Origin of the sequence: Estrella lausannensis (assembly GCF_900000175.1) — a bacterium.
GTDB lineage: Bacteria > Chlamydiota > Chlamydiia > Chlamydiales > Criblamydiaceae > Estrella > Estrella lausannensis.
The window spans coordinates 1-18,109 of record NZ_CWGJ01000004.1 but is presented as its reverse complement, the minus strand read 5'-3'; the positions used below and the strand labels follow the sequence as shown (position 1 = coordinate 18,109).

Sequence of the window (18,109 nt, the reverse complement as noted above, 5' to 3'; positions counted from 1 at the left end):
CTTCTTGACTGGCACTCAATAATGAAAAAGAGAGTAAGAATAGAAAAACAGTCGTTCGCCAAGCCATGAGCACTTTCCAATAAAAAGTTGGCGATGGTAGCCAAAGCACACTGACAAGTCAATATAGTTTTTTATAAGGTGTTACCTTCTCCTGTAGTCCTGAAGCCACCCCTCGGCTTTTTGGATTTTTGGATGGATCGATTGTTCATTTTTATCCAGAAGGTAGACCATATTCTGCGTGCGCTGGTTGGAAGCAAAAAGCGCTCGGTGGATGCTCAAGAAGCGCCAGAAGAGGCCATCCCAAATTTCAGTCCACTCCCCTTTGGGGTAGTTGCTCATTTTCAAAAGATAGTTGGAGCCTGAAATATAGGGTTTGGTCACTATCTTGCCTCCGTCGGCATATTGGCTCATTCCGTAGACGTTTGACACCATCACCCAATCATAGGCATCCACAAAATTGCCCATAAACCAGCTGTAAACCTCGTCTGGAGCGCTCTCCGTCAGCAAAAGAAAATTCCCCAGCACCATCAGACGTTCGATGTGGTTGCAATACCCTGTCTTCAAAGCTCTCTTAATGATCACATCGAGCGGAAAAATACCCACAGATCCATTCCAGAAGCATTTTGGAATTTTCTCGCGATGGTGAAAAAAGTTCAATGAACGCTGATAGGATCCCTTAAGAAAATAGGAGGCTCTTACAAACTCCCTCCAGCCGATGATTTGCCGTATAAAGCCTTCCAGGGAATTTAAGGGGATTGAACGTTTCTTTGCTTCTTCGAGAGCCGACTCTACAACTTCCATGGGAGTTAAGAGCCCAATATTCAGAAGGGGGGATAGAACGCTGTGGAAGAGGAACGAGTCGCCGAGCTGAAGCGCGTCTTGGTAATCGCCATAGAGCAGAAATTTACTCCTAAGAAAGTCACCAAGAGAGGCCCGCGCCTCTTCATGGGTCACCGGGTAGTTAAATGGAGAGGATTCGCCGATGGCATGAGGAAACTCTTGTTCCACTCCAGTGATGACTTGCTCTACCTCACGGCTTTTGGATGCCAAGAACGGAGGAGGGATCGGGAGTCCTTTGGGGATTTTCTTTCTGTTGTCCGCATCAAAGCTGTATTTACCGCCCACCGGTCCTGGGCCGCTCATCAAAATATCACATCGCTTGCGCTGATAGGCGTAAAACTGCGCCATGGAGTAGTGCTGCTTGCCGGCAAAGAAGGTCTTTATCTCCTGATTTGAGCAGATGAACCCGGGCGATGGGTAAAAGGAGATTTCCCAGCCCCATTTGTCAGCAGCCTCCTGCAGGTCTTGGCTTAGCCACTCATCGGCAAATTCTGCGACGTGAATTTTTTTAACTCCCCTTTTTTCCAGGAGGGAGAAGAGTTCGCCGCGTTGATTGAGATCGTGCGCCGGAATATAGAGGACTTCCCGCTTCTCATTCTTAAGTTTTTCAGCATAGGCGCGCATCGCCGCCCGAAGTAAAACTAGCCTCTGTTTATGAAACGGCTGGACTTTGAAAAATAGAAACTCTTCGGCAAGGCAGACTGTTCGGCCTTTAGCGACTCCAGGATGATTCTCAAACAGCTGATCGGGAAAAATAAGTGTGATGTCAGTCATGTCCGATTGCATCTTGCCTGATCACTCCAAACAGCTCTTTCAAAACTTCTCTTCGGTAGAAAAAAATCGTGTCGAGATCATCCTTAATCTTAAAGCGGTGTAAAATTTTGCCCAGGATGCCAAACGGCACTTTATAATAGACCACATCTTCCATCAGCACGCCTCCCGGTATCGAGGTGAACCAATGTTCATGATGCCAAAAAACATAGGGGCCAAATCGCTGTTCATCAATAAAATAGCGCAATTTTTCCGCAGCGACGATTTCTGTCACCCATTCCATCTTGATACCCCATAGAGGTGAGACAGTATAGGTGAGAATCTGCCCGGGGTACATTTTTTTGTTTTCGTGGTGATGCTTGATTTTGAGCCCCAAGCTCTTAGGGGTGATTTTCTCCAGATTGGCAGGAGACGAAAAAAAATCCCATGCCTCTTCCAAAGATAGGGGAAGCTTTTGTGTAAAATGCAACTTATACATAGAGTAACCTTATCAGCTTCATGGTAATTTTAAAATGAAGCCACTGAGGGGAAAAAAGCAAGAGCTGTCTGATACGAAGCGGCAGAACTCTAAAGGACGCGGTTTCATGAGCAAAATTTTAGTGACAGGTGCTACCGGGTTTGTGGGAAAGCAGCTCATTTTGTCCTTACTCGAAAGGGGGCATGAAGTCTACGCCATTTGCAGGATTCGGGGGACAAGGGTTTTTTCAGACGACAAACCCAATCTCTTCTATATCTGGGGAGATTTGCGCAACCCCGACACCTATCGTGAGATACCGCAAGGCATTGATGCCGCTTATTACCTTGTGCATTCGATGTCGGGAATCGTTGCGAATTTGTCGGACACCGAAGAGCAAGTCGCAAGGGCTTTTGTCAATGGCATTAAGGAAACCGGCGTCCGTCAAATCATCTATCTCGGAGGGATCATCAATGATGAAAGAGCGCTCTCTCCCCATCTAAAATCGAGGTTGCTAGTCGAGACAATCCTGAACGAAAGCAAAATCCCCACCACAATTTTGCGGGCTAGCCTGATCATCGGCGCAGGAAGCGCTTCCTTCGAAATCATCCGCGACCTCTGCGCTAAACTCCCCTGGATGGTTGTCCCCAAATGGGTTAAAACTCCTTGTCAGCCTATTGGAGTTCAAGATGTTCTATTTTATCTGACGGGAGTTTTGCTCAACGAAGCTTGCTATAATAAAACCTTCGACATCGGTGGGCCTGAAGTCCTCAATTTCAAGCAGCTGATGCAAAATTACGCTGCAGTCGGAGGGGGGAAAATACGGATGCTGGAAGTCCCCTTCTTGTCACCGCGTCTATCCAGCTACTGGCTCTTTTTTGTGACCTCGGTGCGCTTTTCCCTCTGTTATTACCTTGTGGAAAGCATGAAAAGCAGCACGGTGGTGCGGCTTGACGAAATCCAGTCCATCCTTCCTCACACCTGCCTTACCTACCGGGAATCCATTATCTCGGCCATGGAGCAGACATCAAGCCACCAGCTGGTCTCGACATGGATGGATGCTTGGGACACAGAAGATGAAAACCCTGACATCGCCCATTATATCGAAACAGCTAAAAACGGCGGTTTGAAAGATGAAAGGAGAGTTCCGATCAAGGCCTCCCGGGATATAGTCATCGATAGAATTTGGAGAATCGGGGGCGAGACAGGCTATTACGTTTTCGACTGGGCATGGTACTTACGAGGGATTTTAGACAAAATGGCAGGCGGCATCGGACTCAACCGCGGACGGCGGGATCCTGCCGAAATTCACGTGGGAGACTCCATCGATTTTTGGCGCGTGCTGGTTGCCGATAAGAAAAAGGGGTGTCTTTTGCTCCTGTCAAATATGAAAGTGCCCGGAAAGGCCTGGCTATCTTTTCAGCTCGTAGAAAATGGAACCGGCACCTACCTCGTCCAGACCGCGCTTTTCCAGCCCAGCGGTATCCTGGGTTATCTCTATTGGTATTCCCTTTATCCCATACACTGCTTTCTCTTCCAGAAAATGGCAAAGGCGATCGGCAAAGCTTGAATCAGCTCTGCAAAAGGGCCCCCGAGATTCAGAGGTCCTTTCGGTATTCAATCGAACTATTCTTCTATAATTAAAGTTCATCTAGCAGAAAAACTTAATTACTTCTATCGCAAAGCTTTTTCTTGATAAGAAGAAAAGCTCTCTATAAACAGTATATCGGAACAACTTGAAGAATTGGAAATTTGGCCAGGAGGGCCTTAAGAATTTTTGTCCAGAGCGAGCGACCATTGCCGAGAGGCAAGGCGCGAGTGAGAACGAAAATTCTTAAATATACCGAAATTGTCTCAAAATTTGGGATTTTGGCTTTCTAAAAGCCAAAATCCCAAATTTTGAGACAATTTCGGTATAAACCCGACGAAGCCAAAGACCAATTCTTCAAGTTGTTTCGGTATAAAAGATCCTGTCGCTTTGTTTTGGTATACGCAAGATGGTTGGTAAGTCTCATTATCTGCTTTTATATTTTTGTATCCTGAGTATCGCCGCTCCCTTGGAAGCGCATGCAGAAAGGACCGGTTATAGCAGCCTCTCACCGAGCGAAGAGCTCGATCTGGAGCAGGCTGTCTCCAGAGTATTGACACACTCTTTAACCTTGAAGTCTGCCTGCAACGATGCACAAATGAGCCGTCATCAGCTGAGACAAGCTCAGCTCGCGCCAAATCCTGTCGCCGGTTATGAGGTGGAGAACTTCGCGGGAAACAACCGTTGGAAAGGGTGGGACAGCCGCGAGGAGCGCATTTTTTGCTCGCAGCAGGTGGAAACGGCAGGAAAAAGGGACTATCGCTCCCAAGCATCGATGTATCAATACTACGCCGCCCTTGTCGGATATGATGTCTCGAAACTTGTCGTTTTAAACCGGCTCAGCCGGGCGTTCATCCATGTGGCCGCGAGCCAGGAATTGCTGAAACTAGCCGAAGAGCAAGCTTCCATCGCCGAAGAGGTCCTCCAGATCGCGACCAAAAAAGCCGAGACGGGAAAAGTCTCTTTCATCGAGCAAACTAAAGCCGAAGTGGCCTACTCGGATGCCCTCAGCGCCGTCGATAATGCCAAAGTCGAGCTCAACAACTCCAAGAAGCGCCTCTCCCTTCTCTTTGCAAGCGCCTGCCCCGACTTTGACAGGGTAGTTTTTCCCTTTTACGAAATTAAAGAGCTTCCTTCTTTTGAGCAATGCCTGGCGAATCTTTGCAATCAACCCGAAATTATTCAATCGCTCTATCAAACCCTGAAGGCTGAGAAGAGCTGGAAATTGGAAAAAGCGGGCAGAATTCCTGATGTGACTGTTGAGATAGGCTATAAAGCAAACTACGAAGAGAGTAACCGCGGCCTGATGGCAGGCATCTCGATACCGATTCCGCTGTTCGATCAAAACCAGGGGAATGTCAAAAGCGCCTACTATGAAATGTTGAAGACGGGCGACTTAGGAAGGCAGCTTTGGCTTGTGCTCGAATCGAGACTGTCGATTTCCCACGAGGATGCCACTCGGGCATATCTGGAGGCAAAACGCATAAAGGAGCGCTCGCTGCCGTCCGCCACGAAATCCTTTGAGCTCGCTCAAAAAGGGTATCAGGAAGGAAAATTTGAGTATCTGGATGTCCTGGATGCAGAAAGGACACTGTTCGGCGTGAAAGAAAGGTACATTCAATCGCTTGTCAACTATCACACAAGGCAAGCAGATATCGACTATTTAAACAGTATGACGGATTAGGATATGTCCCCAAAAATCGTGCTTTCATACGGACTTGCCGCCTTGGTAGGAGCCGCCACGACCCTTTTAATCATCTATTCTCGAAATGTGGATGAATTCAATACACTGGTCGGCTTCTCCCCCTCCTCAGGCGAAGAGAGAGCAATATCTCATGAACACATGCATCACGACCACGATGAAGATCATCACCATGATCACGACGAAGAAGAAAATTTAGTCAGCTTCACAGAAGAGCAGCTTGAAAAACTTAAAATTCAAGTGAAGCGCGCGGGCCCGGGTACACTCCAGTCCCTCATCACTGCACGTGGAAAAATCATCATCCAACCCGACCGTCTGGCGCATATCATCCCCAAAATATCCGGCATTGCCAGGCAAGCTTCCATGAACATCGGCGACAAAGTGAAAGCCGATGAAGTCATCGCTGTCTTGGAGAGCCGGGAGATGGCCGATACCAAAGCCGCCTATCTTACCGCTCTCAGCAAAGAAAAACTCACCGCCTCGGCGCTTGAGAGGGAAACTCGGCTCTATAAAGAAAGGATCTCCGCCGGTCAAGACTTCCTCAGCTCGAAAAATGCGTATGAAGAGTCTCTCCTCAACTTGCAACTTGCCGCCGAGAAGCTGCAGGCATTTGGACTTGATAGAGAGGAGATCTCCCTTTTAACCAAGCAAGATGAACCGCAGCTCAGACTCTACCATATTCGCTCACCGATCGACGGCACCATCATCTTGCGTCATATCACCAAGGGAGAATTTATCGAAAACACGACCACGATCTATGAGGTGGCAGACTTAAGCCATGTGTGGGTCGAGATCGGAATCTATCCCAAAGATCTCTACCGGGTAAAAGAGGGGCAGAGGGTCGATATCGTGATACCCTTCGAAAACAAAGGGGCCAAGGCCAGACTGATCTATGTCAGCCCGATCATCGACGAAGATACCATCACAGCGACCGCCATCGCCGAGCTGGACAATGCAGACGGCCTCTTCCGGCCCGGAGTTTTTGTGAAAGTCAATATTCCCTCTGAAGAGCGGCCCTTCCCCATCACTGTTCCAAAAAGTGCTGTACAAAGCGGAGAAGGAAAGGAATTTGTTTTTGTCGCCAAACCGGAAGGATTCGAGAGGCGTATCGTGGAAACGGGAGAGAGTGATCAGGACATGGTCGAAATCAAGTCGGGATTACTGCCCGGTGAAGAGTATGCGGCAACCAACACATTTTTACTGAAAGCAGAACTGGGTAAGGATAGCGCCGAACATGAGCATTGAAAAAATTTTACGCTTTTCCCTGCAATACCCGCTGGGAGTATTGCTGGTCACCACCATCGTGGCAGCCTATGGAATCTACTCCTTCAGCCGACTGCCGATCGACGCGGTTCCCGATATCACTACCAACCAGGTGCAGATCAACACGGTACTGGAGGGGCTATCCCCCCTTCAGGTGGAAAAGCAGGTCACCTATGTGGTCGAGACAGCTCTTGGAGGAATCCCAGGCCTGCAAATGACTCGCTCCATCTCTCGTAACGGTTTCTCCCAGGTCACTGCCGTCTTCGATGATGAGGTCAATGTCTACTTCGCGAGGCAGCAGATCAACGAACGTATCAGCGAAGTCAAAGACCAATTACCGGAAGGGGCGGAACCGAAGATGGGACCGATTTCGTCGGGACTGGGTGAAATTTATATGTGGACGGTCGACTACCGGCATCCCGGCGGAGGGGGAGCGGAGATCAAAGATGGCAGCCCTGGCTGGCAAAAGGACGGCTCCTACCTCACACCCGAGGGACATGTCTTAAAAACCGATGCCGAAAAGGCATCGTACCTAAGAACAGTTCAGGACTGGATAGTGAGGCCACAGCTTAAAGGAATCAAGGGGCTTGCTGAAGTAGACTCCATCGGCGGATTCGTCCGTCAATATCACATCGAACCCAATATAGAACAGATGATCGCTCTTGGACTTAGCTTCGAGGAGATTGTTCAGTCCGTCAAGAAAAACAACATCAGCATCGGCCCGGGGTATATCGAAAGGCATGGAGAGGCGCTGCTCGTTAAGTCCGATGAGCGGCTCGACACCCCTCGCCAGATTGAGACGATTGTTGTGGCCACACGCGCAGGAATACCGATTCGCATCCGCGATATCGCAGAGGTCGGGATCGGTAAAGAGATGCGCACGGGCAGCGCGACGAGAAACGGTCATGAAGTGGTGGTGGGAACTGCCATGATGCTAATCGGCGCCAACAGCCGCACCGTCTCACAGGAAGTCGACAACAAGCTAATGGAGATCAATAAAACGCTCCCGGCCGATATCGAGCTGATTCCAGTCATCAACCGCACAAAGCTTGTGAATGCCACGATCACAACAGTCGTGAAAAACTTAAGCGAAGGTGCTCTCTTGGTCGTAGCCGTCCTCTTTGCTTTCTTAGGCTACTTCAGGGCGGCACTCATTACCGCTTTAGTAATACCGCTTTCCATGTTGATGACCGCGATCGGCATGGTCCAGTCGAAAATCAGTGGCAACCTGATGAGTCTTGGAGCCATTGATTTCGGACTGATTGTCGACGGAGCGGTGATCATCACGGAAAATTGCTTAAGACGTCTTGCTGACAAGCAGCATGAGATCAAGCGCACGCTCCGATTTGATGAGCGCATGCAGGAGGTGATGAAGGCCAGTAAGGAGATGATCCAGCCTACGGTATTTGGCCAGGCGATCATCATCATCGTCTATTTTCCCGTTCTTGCCCTGACCGATGTTGAAGGGAAGATGTTCCACCCTATGGCAATGACAGTCATCTTCGCCTTGATCTCGGCGTTCATTCTATCCCTCACTTTTGTTCCCGCGATGATCGCTGTTTTCGTCACGGGCAATCTCAAGGAGAAGGAGAATTTTATCATCCGGGCCGCCAAAAGCATCTACCAGCCCCTGATCAAAAGCACGCTTGAGCGCCCCTGGATTACCGTTGTAACCTCCACTATAGCTGTCGCCTGCTCATTTTTCCTTTTCAACCATCTGGGTCAGGAGTTTGTCCCCCAACTTGACGAAAGGGATATCGCCATGCACGCCATCCGTATTCCCAGCACATCGCTTACACAGTCGACTGCGATGCAGCGGGAAGTGGAAGCGGCGATCATCAAGCTGCCCGAAGTGGCCTATGTCTTCTCTAAAACAGGTACGGCAGAGATGGCCTCCGATCCGATGCCGCCCAACGTTTCGGACTCCTTCATTATGCTCAAACCCACCGAAGAGTGGCCGAATCGGGCGATGACAAAAAACGAACTCATACAAAAGATTGAAGAGACGGTCACGAAAATCCCCGGCAACAACTACGAATTTACCCAACCGATAGAGATGCGTTTCAATGAACTCATCTCCGGCATCCGCAGCGACGTCGCTGTCAAGATCTACGGAGACGATTTTGAGCGGATGCAAAAAGCAGGAGAGGAAATCGCCCGTGTCATCAGGAATATTCCCGGTGCGGCTGATGTCAAGGTAACACAAACAGACGGACTGCCTGTATTGGATCTCAAGATGGATCGGGAAGCTGCCAGCCGCCTCGGAGTGAATGTTTCCGACGCACTGGATGTCGTCGCCATTGCCATGGGCGGCGGAAAGGCCGGACAAATCTTTGAGGGAGACAGAAGATTTGATGTGATCGTCAAGCTGCCGGAGCAATTGAGGGCAGATCCCACCACCTTAAGCACGCTCCCTATCCCCCTTTCGACTAACGGAGACGAAAGAAAGCACACCCATTTTCCCTATATCCCCTTAAGCGAAGTAGTCAAACTGCAAGTCAGCGACGGCCTCAATGAAATTTTGCGCGAAAACGGCAAGCGCTTTATCGCAGTGCAGGCAAACGTCCGCGGAACAGACCTCGGGAGCTTTGTCGAGCAAGTGAAAAATCGCATCGACAAAGAGGTGAAAATCCCTGAAGGGTACTGGATTGCCTTCGGTGGGCAGTTTGAAAACATGCTATCGGCGAGAAATCGTCTGCTCGTCGTCGTCCCGATCTGTTTCGGCTTGATCTTCATTTTCCTCTACACCGCTTTCAACTCCATCCGCTATGCGCTGCTCGTCTTTACCGGCGTTCCCCTGGCTTTAACAGGAGGAATAGCAGCTCTTTGGATCCGCGACATCCCCTTTTCTATCACGGCGGCCGTCGGGTTCATCGCGCTGTCGGGAATCGCTGTTTTGAACGGCTTGGTGCTCATCTCCTACATCAACCAGCTAAGGCAGGAGGGATTGGATAAAGAAGAGGCTATCACGAAAGGCTCACTGACGAGGCTTAGGCCCGTGCTGATGACCGCACTTGTCGCCTCGCTAGGGTTTGTACCCATGGCTCTTGCGACAGGAACCGGCTCTGAGGTGCAAAAGCCTCTCGCTACGGTCGTCATCGGCGGACTCATCAGCTCAACCTTCCTGACGCTCCTCGTTCTGCCCGCACTCTACAAACTCTTTTCGTTAGAGCAGGCATTCATCCCCGTCTCAAAGCGGGAAAACGCGCCCGGAAATGGACTCTCGTCCTGACCCTGAAAGAAAGAACACTTGTATAAATTAGAACAATGTTCTATTATGAACAGCGTTCTAATTTAAAAGGTTTTTATGGGGACACAAGAGAGAAAAGAACGCGAGCGAGAAGCTCTCCGCGAGCTCATCATCCAAACTGCGCTAGTGATCGTCGAAACAGAGGGGCTTGAGAGCCTCACCATGCGCGCTATCGCCGACCGCATTGAATACAGCCAGTCGAAAATCTACGCTTTTTTCCCCAGTAAGGATGCGCTATGTGCAGTACTTTGCCAGGACAACTGCGAAAAGATGCTGGAAATTTTGAAAAAAGTTCCTCTGACGGACAGCCCTGAAAAAGATCTGAAAAAACTCGTCCTTAAGACGATGGAATTTCACGCCAGCCATCCGCATTCCGATGAGCTGCTAACGGAGGTCTGTTTCGGTAAAAAGCCTCAAGAGATCCCGAAAGCCTTTTTAGAAATTGAAAAATTATTTATCGCAGCCCTGACAAAGCTCAAGAGCCCCCACATCCGTTCTAATGAGGATCTGCAGGCAGCACTCGACATCATCCGCTGTATTTTCATCGGAGTCTCCAGCCTGATGAGAGCGAAGGTATCGAAGGAAGGACATAAAAGAGGTCTTCTAATGGCAGAAAACACTCTCGACGTCCTGCTAAGAGGCTGGAACCACGAGTAATCTCCTATCGAAAGCGGCTCAAAATTTCGGTTTGGCAAGGAGAAGGCTCCCACGCCAAATTTTACTTGCCTTTTGACATAAAAATAAGGACCACCATGATCAATACAATTGTTAATAAATATTTGCTCATCGCTTTGCTCGTGCAAAGCTTTATGGGATCTACAGGGTATGCGAATGCAGTTCTCGATGCTGAGAAAGAGTTTGAGAGGGCATGGGACAATCCCCATTATACCCAGGTTAAACTATCCGATATTCCCATCAATGAAACTCTAACCGCCCACTACGAAACAGACAAACCTGTCCACTTCACAACGACGATGCTGTGGGACGTCGAGGCGAAGAAGGCCTGGGATCCTAAAACATACATTCCTTACGTCGTCAGGACAGGAAAATCCTGGGGACGGGTGCAGCTTGACAACGGCGATGAGCTGTTTGTCCGCTCATCTGAGCAGCGCGAATGGATGGATAAGAGCGCCTATGGGGAGGTGTTTGAGAAAGTGTATTTAAACCACAAAGACAAGAAAGCCACATTTTTGGGGGCAGAAACACTTGAAGACAGCTCCGGCCGCACCCTGCTGGTAAAGCGGAAGCAGCCGCTATTCCACGTACAACACTCTGTGGCAGGCAGTGAAGACCACCCTCTCAATGTCTGGAAAATCGTCTTCCTCACGGATCATAAAGACGAGAGATTGAGTGAGGAGATTCTCAAACTCGACACCCCGCAAAAATTGCCAGGGTACGTAGAGATCTATATCGAGAGGGATCTCAACACTAAAATTATACGTAAATAAGCTGATTACCACCTTGAGCAATCAGCTTGCTGCCGCAGTGTACCGAAACCATCTCCACCATGGCGGAACTTAACCCGTAAAAGATTCTTAATCAATTACACAGGTCGCCTGCTATTCGAAAGATAGGGCGACCTGTACTACTCCTGCCAGCACGCTGTCTCATTGCCAAAACCCATTTAACGACACCTCCGCTCACGTCTCATGTCATATATTTTCAGATAGTTATCCCCACCCCCTCCCTCAAAGTAATGAAAAACCAGCTATTTCAATTTTATTTACATCGGAATTGTCTCAAAATTTGGCATGAAGGTTTTGAGACAATTTCAGTATACAGTAGGATGAGCTCAAAAGAACTCTAACAAAAAGTAGATCGTATGAACCCTCTAATCAATAAATCTCTTGTTGCCACCGGAGTCGTTGTCAAAGCCGTCATCGCCTTGGGATTTCTCTCTTCATCCCTATTATCCGGCAATGAAACGAAGCTGCCCGAAGAGATGCAAAAGATCATGGACCAAAAAAAATATGAGCACGCGATCTGGGGCGTTTATGTCAAAGATCTCGACAGCGGTGAAGTCCTTTTCGATGTCAACGCCCGTAAACTGTTTTCGCCGGCCTCTACGACAAAGCTGGTCTCTGTCTCCGCCCTTCTGCATGCTTTTGGCGACGACTACCGCTTTAAAACCCCGGTTTACGCTGCGGGAAAGATTGAGAATTCAAAGTTAGACGGAGATCTGGTCCTTGTCGGCCAAGGCGATCTGACTATGGGCGGCAGGCAAAGCAGCCCCGATACAATCTCCTATACCAAAATGGATCACATTGTAGCCAACGACGTGCCCGGGGCTATCCTCACTCCCGAGGATCCTTTACACGGTATGCAGGAGCTGGCAAGGCAGGTGGCTGAAAAGGGGATTAAAGAAATAACGGGAGAGATCATCATTGACGACACCCTCTTTGAAGCGACGGAAAAAAGAGGACTCATGCTAACTCCCCTCATCATCAACGAAAATTTGATCGACGTCATAATCAAACCTGCCGAACCCGGCAAGGAAGCCCTGATGTCATGGCGGCCCCAAGTTCCCGGCTACTCTGTAGTGAACAAAGTCAAAACAGTAGAAAAGGGCGGCCCTCTTGATGTCAACATCACACCGGATGAAGAGGGAAAGCACATCGTTGTGGAAGGAACAATCCCCGCCGATCAGACAGAGCTGGTGCGCACCTCCCCCATCAAGGATCCCTCTTCTTTTGCAAAGGCAGCATTTATACAGGCGCTCAAGCAGCGAGGTATCAATGTTACGGGCCGTGCTGCGAAAGGCAAAGAGAGAAAGCCTTTGAAAAGCTATGAGGGACTTGAAACGGTCGCTCTCTACACCTCCCCACCCCTTTCCGAATACGCTAAGCTGATCCTTAAGGTAAGCCACAATTTGGGCGCCGACTTAATCCCCCTTCTTTTAGCTTCCAAAGAGGGAAAAAAGAGCTTTGATGAGGGAATGCGCATGATCGGGGAGTTTGCTGAAAAGGAAGTAAAACTCTCTTCCGACTCCTTCGTCCTGATCGATGCCGCCGGAGGCAATGAAAACCGTCTGACGCCAGAGGCCGAAATCGAGCTTTTAAGCTATATGCGAAAAAAACCCGCACCCTCATTTCAGCGCTTTTTTGATGCCCTGCCCATACTCGGAGTCGACGGGTCGCTCGAGGATTTCGCTGCCAAAACGCCGGCCAAAGGCAAGGTGCGCGCCAAGCCCGGCACCGGTATTGCCTTCAACACGTCGACAGGAAAGTTTTTTCTGATCACCCAAGCCTACGCCGGCTACATCGAAGGAAAGAACGGCCATCTTCACGCCTACATCGTTGTCGTCAACAACGCTTCCCTGCCTGAAATCGGGGATATCTTCCAGATTTTTGAAGAGGAAGGGCAGCTCTCGGATATCATCTACAGCAAAACGGATGGGAAAAAATAAAGGAGGAGCGATGCTTGGCACCCCTGGATTCCGAAAGATCGACTTTCTCACTCTAATGCCGGGAGGGCTTGCAGCCCTCCCGGAGATCCACGCTTGCCGCCAAGCCGGAAGTGTCTCACAATTTGGCATGGGAGCTTTCTCTTTGCCAAAAGTCCCCATTTTGAGACACTTTCGCCTTAGCTGACATTTTCAAAAGATATCCAAGAGATAAAGACCCATGATCCTCTATATCCATATGACCTGCTCGACGTGCAAGAAAGCTCTCAGCTTTTTGGAGAGAAATAAAATCACGTGTGAAGTGCGGGATATCGTCAAACACCCTCCCTCCCGTAAAGAGCTTGAAACGATGCTTGAGTTTCAGGGGGGGAATATCAAAAAGCTGCTCAACACCTCCGGCATGCTCTACCGGGAGATGGGACTGAGCGCAAAAATAGCGTCCATACCGACAGAAGAGGTACTCTCCCTTCTTAGTCAAAACGGAATGCTAATCAAACGTCCATTCCTTCTTGCCGAAAGTTTCGGGCTGACAGGATTCAAAGAAGAAGAGTGGTGCAATCGGTGTTTGAGTCGGTAAAAGCCCTTTAACGGGCAGGCTTTTACGCAACTAATGGCTCTTCAACCAGCCCCTCTTCCCCTGTTTTCTCCTGCAGGTAACCGCTGAGCCTCTTTGTCGCAGCGATCGAGGCCGCGATCACAAGCAGGGAGATGGCGGCGATGATCGACAGATGCCCTGCCGTTGAGCCGAAAGCGATCAAAAACACCTGCAGGATACAGGAAGAACCTGTCTTTCCAAGGCGCGACCCCATGCTGTCGATCACCGATTTTGCCCTCATCCGCTCTTCGGAGTCTATCGACAAAAACGCCATCTCTTTGCAGGAGTCGAACAAGGTGTATTTGGCTGTCATACCAAGCACATAGTGCAAAGAACCGAGCACGACCACCAGCAGAAGAGGGGTCATCCCAAGTGCTTCCGCCACTGATGCAGTGGTTTCATCAGGCAGCAGCAGCGCCAAAAAGAAAAGGGAGCTTGTCATAAAGAGGGTGACAGGGGTGATCAAAGCCACTTTTCCCCAGCGCAGCATCTGAAAGAGCAGCCGCGAAAAAAGGGCCATGGTAACAGCCGAGACACCAATGAAGAAGGTGATCTGGTTGATAAAGGCATTGTAGGCTCTCGGGTCGGGGTAGAGTTCGCGGATATTTTCTTTCCAGACCACTTCAATCAGGTTGCTCGACAAGCCAAAACCAACCACTAGGGCGGTGATGCAAAGAAGCGGTCCTGACCGCACCACGTTCTTGATGTTTTCTATAAAGGAGACGGACTTTTTCGGAGCCCTTGCTCTACCACTTACTGCATGGGAAGAGCTATCGAGGCAAAAGCGGCTGATCGCCATGATCAAAACCCCTGCTACAGCAACGACCGAGATCATCACCTGGAGCGTCTGTTCCCACGAAAGGATATCTTGCAGGGAGTGTGAAAGGAAAAGGGAACTTTGCCCGGAGAGGATCCCGGCAAAGTTTCCGGTGAACATGCATAACGGATAGAATTTTTTGGCATCGCTTAGCGTCGTCGTCTCGTTGACATAACCATAAAAAAGAATGGAAAGGATGAGTACCGACCACAGCTCCGCCGTCAGGTAGAAAAGGGTGAAGTGCCAGTTACAAACCATCGCAATGAATCCTCTGCATCCGGAAGGAAGAATCATTTGGAGCGTCCCGTCTAACTTCTCAAGATAGAGGGCGTCCCTGGCCGGATAGAATATAAAGGCAAACGCCAGGTATGAAAGAAGCAGAGAGCCTGTGAAAAAGTGGAGGGCGGTCTCCCTTCCAAATCGGTTGTAAATGACAGAAAAGAGATAACTAGCCCCTACGGCCAAAGGCAGCATTCCCCAAATTTTGATGAAAGGAATGACCTCGGCACCTGCAACGCTGCCTGTAATGACAACCGAATCTTTCAGATCCTTCATCGTATGGTATACGAAAATGATCAGGAAAAACTGGATCAGGAGGTAGATGGTTTTACGGGTAGTTAGAGAGGAATCTGATGAAAAAAACTGATTATTCATGTGCTTTTTTTTTTGCAAAAAATTTGCAAAAAGAAAAAGCCGTTAAAAAATGAGATACCGCACGTTGTATGCGGTATTTGAAAATACTAACGCATTGAGGGTTCAAAAGTCAATATTAAATCTTTTATAGAAAACCAAAAGCTCTTACAATGTATCCAAAATTTGAGATACTTTCGGTATATACCGAAAGTATCTCAAATTTTGGATTCCCTTCAGCAGAGCTTTAGACAAATTTTGATTTGAAAAGCTGGGATATGTGCTTTGTCGCCTTGAACTTTGTCTCAAAGTTGCCCCAGCCATTTCGGGGGGTCACCATCGTGACGAAGTGCTTTTCGGCAGCGTCCCTTATCCGCTCCAGTGCCAGCTGATATTTGGTCGTGCTCACAGCAGTAAAAACGGGAAGGTTTTGTGCGATCGCCAGCAGCTTATGAAACTTTTCCGGATCTCTCTTCTCAAATTTATTGACGATATCGATCAGGTGCCAGGCAACATCGGGTTGGCGGGCGATGATCCCGAACTGCTCGGCAGTTAACGCGGAGATCGATGCGTCAATATAGCCGTCCTCGGCATTGTTGAGCACTACTCTAAAGCCCTCATTTTTTGCCGCTTCGGCCATCTGCTCGGGCGACATTCTGGGATAGATCCTGGCAAGGCGGGCCTTATGCTGCAGAGTTAACGTCTTGGCCAGGATTTTCCTGCCCTGGATGGTCCAAAACATCTGCAGTTTGCTATCCACTCCCAGCTGGCGGATGAAGTCCGTGAGCTTTTCATCGTCTAGCCGATCGATCGTTTTACCGACCTCGACAGGATCTTCATTCCCTTTCAGATTTTCTATAAACTCTTCGATATTGACTAAAGGCTGAAGAGCTCTAAGGCGCGCTTCCTCATCTTGCGCCAAAATTTCCATCCTGAGGACTGCCTGTGCCAAAACAGCCATCTTCTCCTGTTTTTGAAACAAGGGAGTTTTATCCTCAACGAGAAAGCGGTGCAGATCGGAGAGTGCCTTATCGCAATTTCGCTGATCGGCCAGCAACTGCAGACGAGATATCGGCAAGCCAAGCACTGAGGGGGGGCATCTGGAGATGGTTACGATAAAGTCAGGGAATGCAAGCGAGATATGAAACTGCTCGGGAGAGAGCGCCGAAAACATCTGCGTCAGACGCAAAGTGGGATCGTTGGCCCGGTTATCGACCACGGCTTCGAAAGCCCAAAGCTTCCCGATATTTTCCTGTCCTAAATATTCAATGAGAAAGGGGATGTCAGCCTGCTTGGGATGCTTGGCCATATCCGTCAGTTTCTGCCTTCTGACAAAGTGATCCGCATCCGGGTTTTCGATGAGCACATCGGCGAAGGCTCGGATCTCCTCTTTCCTTGACTCGCTGACATCGGGCTCTTCTGAGAGAGCCGCGGCCAAAGCGGCGGCTAACTTCATGCACTCCTCAATATTTTGACGAATCTTTTCCAGAAGATCTGCCGGCTTTGGCTGACCGCTTGGAATCGAGCTTGCGGGAATTTTCAGTTTGATCGCCTTCAGTTGATTTTCGAGGAGGGGGTTAAAGACCAAGGTGTCGGCAAAAGCCAGAAGAAGGTTATAGAACTGGGTGATCGCCGCGCGGTTGGAAAGCTTTCCTCCGGCCCCTAAATTGTCGGGTATCACATACTTTTCATAGAAAAACTGCAAGAGGGTGGTCATCGCCCTCCCCTGCATATCGTTCAACGTCTTATGCAGATATGAGGCCATGAGAGCGATTTGACGTGGAGTACACACTTCGGCAAATACATCCGGAAAATTCTCCAGCACATTGGTCATTTTATCTGGCATCGCGGCCAGCAGATCGCGGTACTCTTCATCGGATTTTTCTTTAAAAAAGGCGAGCAGGTTGATTCTTTCCCTCTCCCTGATCGATGGGGCGACCACCTTTCTGCCAAACTTTGCCCAATGGGCGATCTTCTGCTCGATTTCCCGGGGTAGCTTCTCCGGCAAAGGAGAGGGCTCCTTCGTACGTGCCGATGGCTCTTGCACCAATAGAGTGGATCGCCCTCTCACTTTATCGACCGGCTCTTCCATGATAAAGGGCGAAGAGATCTCTATCGACACCTCAGCGGGCTGCTCAGGACTGTCCGTAATCTCGAAGATGTTGTCCGGTGGAAATTCCTCTTCAATATCTAAACGGATAAGGTCTTCCTCCGGCACTTGAAGAGACTCATTTCCACGGGGCCGCGGCTCGCTTGGAGGATATGAAAAATCTCCAAGGGCACCTGCTGCCAAACCGGTCACAGCAAAGGTAACCAGCCAAGGTGATGAGAAAATAACCCCGGCTAGAAGGCCAATCACCGATGCAATCCAGACGACACGGTAAATCAGGCGGGTCAGGGAGGGGGCCGTCTCTTCAGGAGAGTTGACGGGAACAATTTCCCTCGAAAGCGGGAAAGATCTTTGTGGATCTCCAAGGGGCTCTAAGAACCGGGATTGCGCCGCCGCAAGGCCTTCGGTTTGCGGCCAAGAGCCGCTGGAAGATTGCGCGAGGGCATCAAAGGTTTTAGGACCTCTGGATACAACCGGAGTGAGATTCATTGAGCACCTAGGTTAATAAGATGAAAAATTGACTGTGTATAGTATCAGCCTGCACGAATGAATAAAAACAAAATTCATTCTATGAAACGACATTAAAAATCGAACTACCAGTTTTACAGAATGATCGCAGCATTAAAAAATCATTTTATAATTGCAACCAGAGATATTATGCCGAAAGTATACCGAAACAACTTGAA

Annotated in this window: 13 protein-coding genes; 9 read left to right on the top strand and 4 right to left on the bottom strand. The window is 49.2% G+C overall.

Annotated features, from left to right (window positions below; genetic code table 11):
* Nucleotides 1-141 precede the first annotated feature (141 nt).
* The gene (locus ELAC_RS01185) at nt 142-1,614 is read right to left on the bottom strand and encodes a cryptochrome/photolyase family protein (protein ID WP_158227771.1); all 1,473 of its coding nucleotides are present in this window, start codon (nt 1,612-1,614) and stop codon (nt 142-144) included.
* Complete coding sequence (locus ELAC_RS01180) at nt 1,607-2,089, bottom strand: SRPBCC family protein (RefSeq protein WP_098037452.1); 483 nt, start codon at nt 2,087-2,089, stop codon at nt 1,607-1,609. Before ELAC_RS01180 ends, ELAC_RS01185 begins: the two co-directional genes overlap by 8 nt.
* A 34-nt stretch (nt 2,090-2,123) precedes the next feature.
* Between ELAC_RS01180 and ELAC_RS01175 the strand changes: the two genes are divergently transcribed.
* From ELAC_RS01175 to ELAC_RS01135, 9 genes are all read left to right on the top strand, one after another.
* Entirely contained in the window at nt 2,124-3,635 is a 1,512-nt protein-coding gene (locus ELAC_RS01175; RefSeq protein WP_098037451.1) for an SDR family oxidoreductase, read from the top strand.
* 427 nt (nt 3,636-4,062) lie between these two features.
* Nucleotides 4,063-5,337 carry a TolC family protein gene (locus ELAC_RS01170; RefSeq protein ID WP_098037450.1) on the top strand — a complete coding sequence of 425 codons (1,275 nt, stop codon included), beginning with the start codon at nt 4,063-4,065 and terminating at the stop codon, nt 5,335-5,337.
* Between the two features lie 3 nt (nt 5,338-5,340).
* Complete coding sequence (locus tag ELAC_RS01165) at nt 5,341-6,600, top strand: efflux RND transporter periplasmic adaptor subunit (RefSeq protein ID WP_239414294.1); 1,260 nt, start codon at nt 5,341-5,343, stop codon at nt 6,598-6,600.
* On the top strand, nt 6,590-9,850 hold the full coding sequence (locus ELAC_RS01160; RefSeq protein ID WP_098037449.1) for an efflux RND transporter permease subunit: 3,261 nt from the start codon (nt 6,590-6,592) through the stop codon (nt 9,848-9,850). Before ELAC_RS01165 ends, ELAC_RS01160 begins: the two co-directional genes overlap by 11 nt.
* Nucleotides 9,851-9,925: 75 nt before the next feature.
* The gene (locus ELAC_RS01155) at nt 9,926-10,525 is read left to right on the top strand and encodes a TetR/AcrR family transcriptional regulator (protein ID WP_098037448.1); all 600 of its coding nucleotides are present in this window, start codon (nt 9,926-9,928) and stop codon (nt 10,523-10,525) included.
* 95 nt (nt 10,526-10,620) lie between these two features.
* Nucleotides 10,621-11,316: a hypothetical protein gene (locus tag ELAC_RS01150; protein WP_098037447.1), complete on the top strand. Its 696-nt coding sequence runs from the start codon at nt 10,621-10,623 to the stop codon at nt 11,314-11,316.
* Nucleotides 11,317-11,690: 374 nt separating this feature from the next.
* Nucleotides 11,691-13,274 (top strand): D-alanyl-D-alanine carboxypeptidase/D-alanyl-D-alanine endopeptidase, encoded by a 1,584-nt coding sequence (gene dacB, locus ELAC_RS01145; RefSeq protein WP_098037446.1) that lies wholly within the window; start codon nt 11,691-11,693, stop codon nt 13,272-13,274.
* Nucleotides 13,275-13,284: 10 nt separating this feature from the next.
* Nucleotides 13,285-13,458 (top strand): hypothetical protein, encoded by a 174-nt coding sequence (locus ELAC_RS11695; protein ID WP_158227770.1) that lies wholly within the window; start codon nt 13,285-13,287, stop codon nt 13,456-13,458.
* Nucleotides 13,459-13,491: 33 nt separating this feature from the next.
* Nucleotides 13,492-13,848, top strand: coding sequence for a Spx/MgsR family RNA polymerase-binding regulatory protein (locus ELAC_RS01135; protein ID WP_098037444.1), 357 nt, complete (start codon nt 13,492-13,494; stop codon nt 13,846-13,848).
* Between the two features lie 22 nt (nt 13,849-13,870).
* On the opposite strand, the gene ELAC_RS01130 is transcribed toward ELAC_RS01135, so the two are convergent.
* Complete coding sequence (locus ELAC_RS01130; RefSeq protein ID WP_098037443.1) at nt 13,871-15,337, bottom strand: Npt1/Npt2 family nucleotide transporter; 1,467 nt, start codon at nt 15,335-15,337, stop codon at nt 13,871-13,873.
* A gap of 223 nt (nt 15,338-15,560) precedes the next feature.
* Entirely contained in the window at nt 15,561-17,912 is a 2,352-nt protein-coding gene (locus tag ELAC_RS01125) for a hypothetical protein (protein WP_098037442.1), read from the bottom strand.
* Between the last annotated feature and the right edge of the window lie 197 nt (nt 17,913-18,109).

Excerpts from the sequence above, each read along its gene's own strand:
- ELAC_RS01165 (WP_239414294.1), top strand. The coding sequence starts at position 5,341 with ATGTCCCCAAAAATCGTGCTTTCATACGGACTTGCCGCCTTGGTAGGA.
- ELAC_RS01160 (WP_098037449.1), top strand. The coding sequence starts at position 6,590 with ATGAGCATTGAAAAAATTTTACGCTTTTCCCTGCAATACCCGCTGGGA.
- ELAC_RS01180 (WP_098037452.1), bottom strand. The coding sequence starts at position 2,089 with ATGTATAAGTTGCATTTTACACAAAAGCTTCCCCTATCTTTGGAAGAG.
- ELAC_RS01155 (WP_098037448.1), top strand. The coding sequence starts at position 9,926 with ATGGGGACACAAGAGAGAAAAGAACGCGAGCGAGAAGCTCTCCGCGAG.
- ELAC_RS01125 (WP_098037442.1), bottom strand. The coding sequence starts at position 17,912 with ATGAATCTCACTCCGGTTGTATCCAGAGGTCCTAAAACCTTTGATGCC.
- dacB (WP_098037446.1), top strand. The coding sequence starts at position 11,691 with ATGAACCCTCTAATCAATAAATCTCTTGTTGCCACCGGAGTCGTTGTC.
- ELAC_RS01130 (WP_098037443.1), bottom strand. The coding sequence starts at position 15,337 with ATGAATAATCAGTTTTTTTCATCAGATTCCTCTCTAACTACCCGTAAA.
- ELAC_RS11695 (WP_158227770.1), top strand. The coding sequence starts at position 13,285 with ATGCTTGGCACCCCTGGATTCCGAAAGATCGACTTTCTCACTCTAATG.
- ELAC_RS01170 (WP_098037450.1), top strand. The coding sequence starts at position 4,063 with ATGGTTGGTAAGTCTCATTATCTGCTTTTATATTTTTGTATCCTGAGT.
- ELAC_RS01135 (WP_098037444.1), top strand. The coding sequence starts at position 13,492 with ATGATCCTCTATATCCATATGACCTGCTCGACGTGCAAGAAAGCTCTC.
- ELAC_RS01175 (WP_098037451.1), top strand. The coding sequence starts at position 2,124 with ATGAAGCCACTGAGGGGAAAAAAGCAAGAGCTGTCTGATACGAAGCGG.
- ELAC_RS01185 (WP_158227771.1), bottom strand. The coding sequence starts at position 1,614 with ATGACTGACATCACACTTATTTTTCCCGATCAGCTGTTTGAGAATCAT.
- ELAC_RS01150 (WP_098037447.1), top strand. The coding sequence starts at position 10,621 with ATGATCAATACAATTGTTAATAAATATTTGCTCATCGCTTTGCTCGTG.